The following is an 8,716-nucleotide window of genomic DNA, read 5'->3' as shown; positions in this document are numbered from 1 at the left end:
CGATGCATCGCCGATGGTAGTGTGGGGTTTCCCCATGTGAGAGTAGGTCATCGTCAAGATTAAATTCCAGAATCCCTGTCTGCTCACGCAGACAGGGATTTTGTTTTTGTGGCTGAAAAAGAGCGTGTACGCCATCTCTACGCTGGACACTCCTTACCCCGTCCCCGCACGCATTTCATTTTTTCAGCGTGGTTTCAACCGAGTGCTCCTAAAGTCCTACAAATAGGCCGCGTCATTTCGTAGTTCGCACACTAGAATAGGCGCACTCATTTTCAAGCCAGAGACGCCTTATATGCCAGATCCGGTTGACGCTCGCAGGGTGTCAGATTTACCGCTGGACGAGTTAGTGGCCTGCCATGAGTGCGATCTTCTGATGCGCAAACCGCACCTTGCCCTCGGTGAAAAAGCGCAATGTCCGCGCTGTGGTTACGAGCTCTACGCCCATCGCCATAACGTCGTAGAGCGCAGCCTTGCACTCGTTATCGCTGCGTTGCTGTTGTACGTGCCTGCGAACTTTTTGCCCATCATGCAACTCAATCTGTTGGGGCAAGCTTCTCAAGACACTGTCTGGAGCGGAGTGGTCGGCCTGTTCGACACCGGCATGCAAGGCATCGCCGTGGTGGTGTTCTTGTGCAGCATGGGAATCCCGCTCCTTAAACTCCTATGCCAGCTGGCAGTCTTGCTTAGCATTCGCTGGAATATCGGCCGTTCCTATGGATTGCTGATCTACAGGATTTATCACCACTTGAAAGACTGGGGCATGCTTGAGGTGTACCTGATGGGCGTGTTGGTGGCCATTGTGAAATTAGCCGACATGGCAGAATTAAGCCTTGGCCTGGGCCTGACGTGCTTTGTGAGTTTATTACTGGTACAGGTCTGGTTAGAGGTTGTCATGTCACCCCATCAGATCTGGCAGGCCCTTTCAGGGGAGGACACTCATGCGTGCGATTGATGCGGGCATTTTGATATGTGCCGAGTGTCACGAGCTGAATAGGCAAGACGAAGAGGCTGACGAGCAAACCTGTACCCGTTGCGGGGCGTTGGTGCATGCGCGTCGCCCTGACAGTCTGATGCGCACTTGGGCTTTACTGCTGACGTCCGCCATTCTGTACATTCCTGCCAACCTGTTGCCCATCATGACCGTCAGCTCACTGGGTCAGGGTTCCCCAAGCACCATCATGGCAGGGGTTATTGAGTTGGTGCAGCACGGCATGATCCCCATCGCCGCAGTGGTATTTATCGCCAGTATTCTGGTGCCGACCTTCAAACTGGTTGGCATTGCCTTGCTGCTGTTCTCGGTGCAACGCCGTCAGCCTTTATCGGCCCGTCAGCGCATCATCATGTACCGGTTTATCGAATTCATTGGCCGTTGGTCGATGCTGGATATTTTTGTCATCGCCATTCTGGTGGCGGTGGTCAACTTTGGGCGAATAGCTAGCGTAGAGGCCAACCTCGGCGCTGTGGCCTTTGCCAGTGTGGTGATATTAACGATGCTTGCTGCTGTTACTTTTGATCCCCGACTGATTTGGGATAACACGGAGTCGGACGACGACCATGAGTGAGTTACCTACCGCAAAAACCCGCCCGGCTTCTAACTGGTCGGCTATCTGGATTCTGCCCCTGATCGCGCTGATTATTGGAGGCTGGCTGGGGTGGCGCGCCTACAGTGAAACCGGGATCAACATTCAGGTGCGTTTCGAAAGCGGAGAAGGGATCGTCGCCAACAAGACCGAAGTGGTCTACAAAGGCATGCCTGTGGGCAAGGTAAAAACCTTGGCGCTGGATGAGGACGGCCCCAACAAAGGCGTGATTGCCACGGTTGAAATGGACAAGGATGTCGAGCGATACCTGAAAACCAATACCCGTTTCTGGCTGGTCAAACCCAGTGTCACACTGGCCGGTATTACCGGCCTTGAAACGTTGGTTTCCGGTAATTACATCGCGGTCAGTCCTGCCGACGGCGAGCCTGCGCGCAAGTTCAAAGCCCTGTCGCAAGAGCCGCCGTTGTCGGATGCCAAGCCCGGTCTGCACTTAACGCTCAAAGCCGAACGCCTGGGGTCGTTGAACCGTGGCAGTCCCGTGTTCTACAAACAGATCCAAGTCGGCCAGATTAAAAGCTACGTGCTGTCGGAAGATCAGAGCACTGTTGAGGTCAAGGTCTACATCGAGCCGACCTACGCCAATCTGGTGCGTAAACACACACGCTTCTGGAATGCCAGCGGCATCAGTATCGACGCCAACCTGTCCGGCGTGAAACTGCGCAGTGAATCACTGGCCAGCATCGTCGCAGGCGGCATTGCCTTTGCCACCCCTGAAAACCGTAAAGACAGCCCGCCGACGGATCCAAACCTGCCGTTCCGTTTGTATGAAGACTTTGACGCGGCTCAGGCGGGCATCAAGGTCAAAGTCAAACTCAGCGACTTTGAGGGCCTCCAGGCCGGGCGTACGCCCGTGATGTACAAAGGCATTCAGGTGGGCAGCCTTAAAGGTTTGAAGGTTGATCCAGACCTTACCAGTGCAAGCGCAGAGTTGGCCCTGGATCCGTTGGCCGAGGACTACCTGGTGGAAGGCACTCAGTTTTGGGTGGTGAAACCGTCGATTTCCCTGGCGGGTATTACGGGGCTCGAAGCGTTGGTCAAAGGTAACTACATTGCGATTCGTCCAGGTGACAAGGGCAGTAAACCCGAGCGCGAATTCATTGCGCGTCCAAAAGCACCGCCTCTGGATTTGCGTTCACCGGGCCTGCACATGGTGCTGTTCACCGACAATCTGGGCTCACTGGATGTAGGCAGCCCGATTCTCTACAAGCAAGTGAAAGTAGGATCGGTACAGAGCTATCAATTCTCGCGCACGAAAAAGCAGTTGATCATTGGTGTACACATCGAGAAGGAATACGAAGGGCTTGTGAACGCCTCGACCCGTTTCTGGAACGCCAGTGGTGTGACATTGACGGGCGGATTGACCAGCGGCATACAGGTTAAGAGTGAGTCGCTGCAAAGCTTGATGGCCGGTGGCATTGCGTTTGAAACACCCAAGGCGACAGCGCCTTTGCAAAAGCGTATCCCGCGCTTCCGCCTCTTTACCGATCGTGACGCCGCCATGCAGCAAGGGGTGCCTATCACCATCAAAGTGGCACGTGCTGACGGTTTGAGCACCGGCTCGCCGATACGCTTCAAAGGGCTGACAGTCGGCAAGATCGAAAGCGTTGACTTGAGTGATGACCTTCAATCGGTTTTATTGCAGGCACGCATCACCGAAGTGCCAGAGCGTATTGCCCGGGAAGGCTCACTGTTTTGGGTGGTGAAGCCTGAACTGGGCCTGATGAAAACCGCCAACCTTGAAACGCTGGTAACTGGCCAATACCTCGAAGTGCAACCTGCTCCCAAAGACCGTGGTCCGCAAACCCGGTTTGTGGCACTGGATCAGGCGCCTGACGCCGTAGCGCCCCAAGCCGGTTTGCGTCTGGTACTGAGTGCAGCGCGTCGCGGATCGCTCAAAGAGGGTGTGCCTGTCACCTATCGGGAAGTCACTGTAGGCAAAGTCACCGGGTATGAGTTGGGCAATACGGCGGACCGAGTACTGATCCACATCTTGATCGAGCCTCGCTATGCGCCATTGGTGCGCAGCGGAACCCGTTTCTGGAACAGCAGTGGCTTTGGCGTCGATTTTGGTTTGTTCAAAGGGGCCACGATTCGTACAGAATCACTTGAAACCCTGGTTCAGGGCGGGATTGCATTTGCCACCCCGGGCGACGACAAAATGGGCAACCCGGCGCGGCCGCAACAGACCTTCCCGCTTTTTGACAAATTCGAGGACGAATGGCTGCAGTGGGCACCCAAAATCCCCCTGGGAAAGTAACTGTCCCTAACGACTAACACCCTTTTAAAAGGCCGCGATCAACCCCTGATCGCGGCCTTTTTGCATTCGGCATTGCCAGCGGTCTTACTAATTAAAATTGTTCAGAGAATTCCTACGTAGTTCTTAAATACGGTGCGGTAACTTCTTATCAGTTTTCACCGCAGGGGTTTAACAAAGGCGCGAAAACTCATTGAGTTTTCTGTTGTTTCCTTTGTTTAAAAGAAGGTGCGGTAAAACGTGCTGGCTGTGCTCATTAACACCTGAGTGTTGTTATGAGCCATTCATTGTTGCCCGGTATACACCCGTAAGTACGCGGTGGGCGCAAGGTCGGCCTGTAGATGAGAGTTGCTTGACTCTTTTAATAACTGAATGGGAATACTTGAATGAAATACGTACTTAAATCTGCTTTGGCTTCCATGGTCTTGCTGGCGGGCTCGGCCTCTATTGCACAAGCTGCCGGAGCCGGGGCGGGGACGGTAACGTTTGAAGGCGCCATTATCGAAGCGGCCTGCTCCATCAAGCCAGAAAGCGTTGATCAAACCGTTAAGCTGGGCCAAGTGGCTCGCTCTGTTTTGGCCGATGGTGGCGCTGCGAGCCCTGAGCCGTTCTATATCGACCTGGTAGGCTGCGACACATCTACCCTCAAGACCGTTACCACGAAATTCACAGGCGCTGAGTCGGTTGCTGTACCGGGTGCCCTGGGGATTGTCGGTACTGCCAGCGGTGCCGGCATCATGATGCGTGATGGCACAGGTGCACAAATTGTGTTGGGAACTCCGACCAAGCCCCAAATGTTGGATGACGGTAATACGAAGTTGTCCTTTGGTGCTTACTTGCAAGGCAGTACGGCAACCGACGCTGTTAAACCGGGTGAATTTACAGCGGTCACTAACTTCTCATTGGCTTACCAATAAGAATGTGCCCTGCCACCGCAAGGTGGCAGGGTTTAGTGGATGGGAATAAGAACGTGAACGTACTTTCACCGGCGACGTTTGCAGCATCGCTCGTACTTCTAACGCTTTCTGTTAATACAGCGCAGGCCGCAGGTCAGGGCAATGGTGTCGTTACATTGGGTGGCGAAATCGTTGATACCGCCTGCACGCTGGATACGGGAAGTGCCTTTCAGGTCATAGAAATGGACCCTATGCCTGTTGGGCGCATGATTCGTGAAGGAGAAGGTGATCCACATCCCTTTACCTTGCGCTTAATCGGTTGCTCGCTTACCCGGCAAGACCCCAATCACTTGGGCGAACGTTTACCTGACTGGCAGCATGTCAGGGTGACCTTTGAGGGTGAGCCAGACCGCGAAGGTCGTTCTTTCGCGGCAAGAGGTACTTCGCAGGGCGTTGCGCTGCACATCATCGATGCGCTAGGCAGGGAAAGTCTGCCGGGAGTGCCGATGCCACTGGTTTCAATCTCGGCCAGTAAAGATCAAGTTCTTCATTACACCCTTCGTTTGGTCGGCAATGACCAACCTATGTATGTGGGCAGCCATAGCGCTGCTGTGCGGTTCAGGCTGGAGTATTACTGAATGAATGGGTTGTCTACTCTGCTGAGTCCATCAGCAGTCAAGGCGTTGTTGCGCCCGGGTTTTGTCGGCGGCCTGATGTCAATTGGAAGTGCCGCCTTTGCGGCTGAGATTCAATTTAATACCGATATTCTGGACTTGAACGATCGGACCAATATCGACCTGTCACAGTTTTCTCGCAGTGGTTTCATATTGCCGGGTGTTTACCCGATGAACGTGCAGATAAATGCGCAGAGTTTGTCTGAACAACGTGTGGTTTTTATGCCCCCGGATGACGATCCAAAAGGCAGCGAAGCCTGCCTGACACCTGAGTTGCTGGAGCAGTTTGGTCTCACAAAAGAAAGCCTTGCGCAGCTTACCTGGTGGAAAACTGCCGAATGTCTGGATGTCCGCAGTTTGCCGGGTCTGGAGGTCAGCGGGGACTTGAGTACTTCAACGCTGCGTATCTCATTGCCCCAGGCGTATTTGCAATACACCGCCCCGAATTGGGATCCGCCCTCGCGTTGGGATGAAGGCGTGCCGGGGGTGCTGTTTGATTACAACCTTACGGCGCAGTCGATCCATCAGGAGGACAGCGAGGCACGACTCGGTTTTAGCGGCACCGGCACAGTGGGAGCGAATGCCGGCCCGTGGCGATTTCGCGCTGACTGGCAGGGACGGGTTGATGATGATGGCACTCAACGTACGCAAAACCTGGAGTGGAGCCGTTTCTATGCCTATCGGGCAGTACCGGCATTGCAGGCGCGCCTGACGCTGGGTGAAAACTATTTGTATTCGGATGTGTTCGACAGCTTCCGTTATATCGGAGCTTCCCTGAACTCTGATGACAATCAGTTACCTCCCAATTTGCGCGGGTATGCACCGGAAGTGGTCGGTATGGCCAAAACCAATGCCAAGGTCATCATCAGCCAGCAAGGTCGCGTGTTGTATGAAACGTTAGTGGCAGCGGGGCCTTTCCGTATTCAGGACCTTAATGATGCCGTCACGGGCACGCTCGATGTTCGCGTCGAGGAGCAAGACGGCTCGGTACACTCCTTCAAAGTGGATTCAGCCAGCATTCCGTACCTGACGCGTCCTGGCACCGTGCGTTACAAATTGGCCACTGGGCGACCCTCGGCCTTGCACGCAGGCGAGCAAGGCGATGTCTTTGGCACGGGTGAATTTTCATGGGGTATCAGTAACGGTTGGTCGTTGTATGGCGGGGCACTGGGCGACAACAACTATAAGGCTCTGTCACTGGGGTTGGGGCGAGATCTGCTGGCGTTTGGTGCCGTGTCACTGGATGCCACGCGTGCGAAAACCCAATTGCAGGATGAAACCTTGTCAGGTGCTTCTTACCGGTTGAGCTACTCAAAAACCTTTGCCGAGTTTGACAGCCAGGTCACGTTTGCGGGGTATCGCTTTTCCGAGAAAAACTTCTTGAGCATGAGCGAATACCTGAACGCACTTAATTATGGAGGCCCGGTGGGGGGCAGCAAATCGCTGTACACCGCGACGTTCAATAAGCAGTTTCGCGAATCAGGGGTCTCGGTATTTCTTAACTACAGCAATCAGTCTTATTGGGACCGTGCTGACCAGAAACGCTGGAATCTGTCTGTTGCGCGTTATTTCAATGTTGGCCCGGTCAAGAACGTCAGCGTCTCGCTAAATATGTTCCGGACTCAGGAGCGTGACCAGCCGAGCAGCGACGGGCTTTATCTTTCACTCAGCATGCCCTTGGGACGCTCGGGCTCTCTGTCGACCAGTGCAAGCCGGTCTCAGAACAAAAACAATTACTCAGCGCGTTTCAGCGACCGCTTGAATGAGCGAACCCATTATCAGCTGACTGGCAGTAACACCTCAGTCGGGGGTTATTTGAGCCACATAGGCGACCGTGCGGACATAGATATCAGCGCTGGCCTTGAGGAGGACAACTACACCAGCCTCAGCCTGTCAGCCAGGGGCGGCGCGACCGTCACCGCTCACGGCGCGGCCTTGCACCGCAGCAGCAGTATAGGCGGCACGCGGTTGATGGTGGACACCCTTGGCGTCCCCGACGTGCCCGTTCGCGGTTATGGCACTCCGACGCGCACCAATACGTTCGGCAAAGCGGTGATCGCCGACATCAGCAGTTATTACCGGACAGACGCCAGCGTCGACCTGGAAAACCTGCCCACAAACGTCGAGGCCACTCAGTCCGTTACCCAACTCACCCTGACCGAAGGTGCCATTGGCTACCGCACGCTGGATGTGATTGCCGGTGAAAAAGCCATGGCGGTACTGCGCTTGCCTGATGGAAAAACGCCTCCTTTTGGCGCCATCGTCAAAAACAGCCGGCAACAGGACACGGGCATCGTGAATGACGGCGGCATCGTCTACTTGAGCGGTATTCAGCCCGCAGACCAGATGATCGTCAGTTGGGGCGAGGACGAACAATGCACGCTGACGCTGCCAGCGGACCTTCCCACGGATGGACTGAGTTCAATGTTGAACCTGCTGTGCCAAACCAGTACCTCCAAGAACGCTCTGCCTGAACCCACCACCGTGGGCACCCCTGACAAAACGGAGAAGAAAAACTCATGATCGCTCCCACACGCCTTATGCCGTTGGCACTCACCGTTCTGGCGGGGGCTTTGACTCTGCCGGCTCAGGCCGCCATTGGCCTGGACCGGACCCGCGTGATTTTCGACGGCGCCAAGGATGCCGTCAGCATGAACATCGCCAATAACAATACCGAGCTGCCGTATTTGGCACAGGGCTGGATTGAGGACGAACAGGGCAACAAAATCACTTCGCCCTTGACGGTACTCCCGCCTGTGCAACGACTGGAGCCTGGCAAACACAGCCAGGTAAAGGTCCAGGCGTTACCAGGCGCCAAGCTACTCGCCCAGGACCGGGAGACGGTGTACTACTTCAACCTGCGCGAAATTCCACCTCGGAGCGACAAAAGCAACACGTTGCAGATCGCTTTGCAGACGCGGATCAAGCTGTTTTATCGGCCCGCCGCCATCATTCCGAGCCAACAAGAGCTGGCGAACCCGTGGCAGGAGAAGTTGACCCTGACCCGACAGGGCAACCACTTTCAGGTCAATAACCCGACGCCTTACTACGTCACCCTGGTGGACGCACGCAGTGGGAAAGACGCCAAAACCGCAGCCGATTTTGAGCCAGTCATGGTGCCGCCTAAAGGTTCGCTGCCGCTTGGGCCGAGTGCCGCCGCGCTGGGGCCTACCCCTTATCTGACCTACATCAACGACTACGGAGGCCGCCCCACACTGGCGTTTTCGTGTAATGGCAATAACTGCACGGTCGACCTTAAAGCGTCGCCGGGCAATGAATAATCGCAGTTAC

General features: G+C 55.1%; 7 protein-coding genes. All 7 read left to right on the top strand.

Features of this window, described 5'->3' with window-relative positions; genetic code table 11:
• Nucleotides 1-292 precede the first annotated feature (292 nt).
• The 7 genes from HBN68_RS21670 (at nt 293) to HBN68_RS21640 (ending at nt 8,706) form a co-directional block, all read left to right on the top strand.
• Nucleotides 293-952 carry a paraquat-inducible protein A gene (locus HBN68_RS21670; RefSeq protein ID WP_169966067.1) on the top strand — a complete coding sequence of 220 codons (660 nt, stop codon included), beginning with the start codon at nt 293-295 and terminating at the stop codon, nt 950-952.
• Entirely contained in the window at nt 939-1,562 is a 624-nt protein-coding gene (locus HBN68_RS21665) for a paraquat-inducible protein A (RefSeq protein ID WP_094995238.1), read from the top strand. Before HBN68_RS21670 ends, HBN68_RS21665 begins: the two co-directional genes overlap by 14 nt.
• Nucleotides 1,555-3,858: an MlaD family protein gene (locus tag HBN68_RS21660; protein WP_169966069.1), complete on the top strand. Its 2,304-nt coding sequence runs from the start codon at nt 1,555-1,557 to the stop codon at nt 3,856-3,858. Before HBN68_RS21665 ends, HBN68_RS21660 begins: the two co-directional genes overlap by 8 nt.
• 383 nt (nt 3,859-4,241) lie before the next feature.
• On the top strand, nt 4,242-4,772 hold the full coding sequence (locus HBN68_RS21655; RefSeq protein ID WP_094995240.1) for a fimbrial protein: 531 nt from the start codon (nt 4,242-4,244) through the stop codon (nt 4,770-4,772).
• A 53-nt stretch (nt 4,773-4,825) separates the two neighbouring features.
• Nucleotides 4,826-5,389 (top strand): fimbrial protein, encoded by a 564-nt coding sequence (locus HBN68_RS21650; RefSeq protein WP_094995252.1) that lies wholly within the window; start codon nt 4,826-4,828, stop codon nt 5,387-5,389.
• Nucleotides 5,390-7,948: an outer membrane usher protein gene (locus tag HBN68_RS21645; RefSeq protein ID WP_169966071.1), complete on the top strand. Its 2,559-nt coding sequence runs from the start codon at nt 5,390-5,392 to the stop codon at nt 7,946-7,948. It begins immediately after the preceding gene.
• On the top strand, nt 7,945-8,706 hold the full coding sequence (locus HBN68_RS21640) for a fimbria/pilus periplasmic chaperone (protein ID WP_094995242.1): 762 nt from the start codon (nt 7,945-7,947) through the stop codon (nt 8,704-8,706). Before HBN68_RS21645 ends, HBN68_RS21640 begins: the two co-directional genes overlap by 4 nt.
• The last annotated feature ends 10 nt before the right edge of the window (nt 8,707-8,716 follow it).

Source organism: Pseudomonas sp. WS 5078, assembly GCF_012985745.1.
GTDB classification, from domain to species: Bacteria; Pseudomonadota; Gammaproteobacteria; order Pseudomonadales; family Pseudomonadaceae; genus Aquipseudomonas; species Aquipseudomonas lundensis_A.
This window is presented reverse-complemented; position numbering and strand designations above follow the sequence as displayed.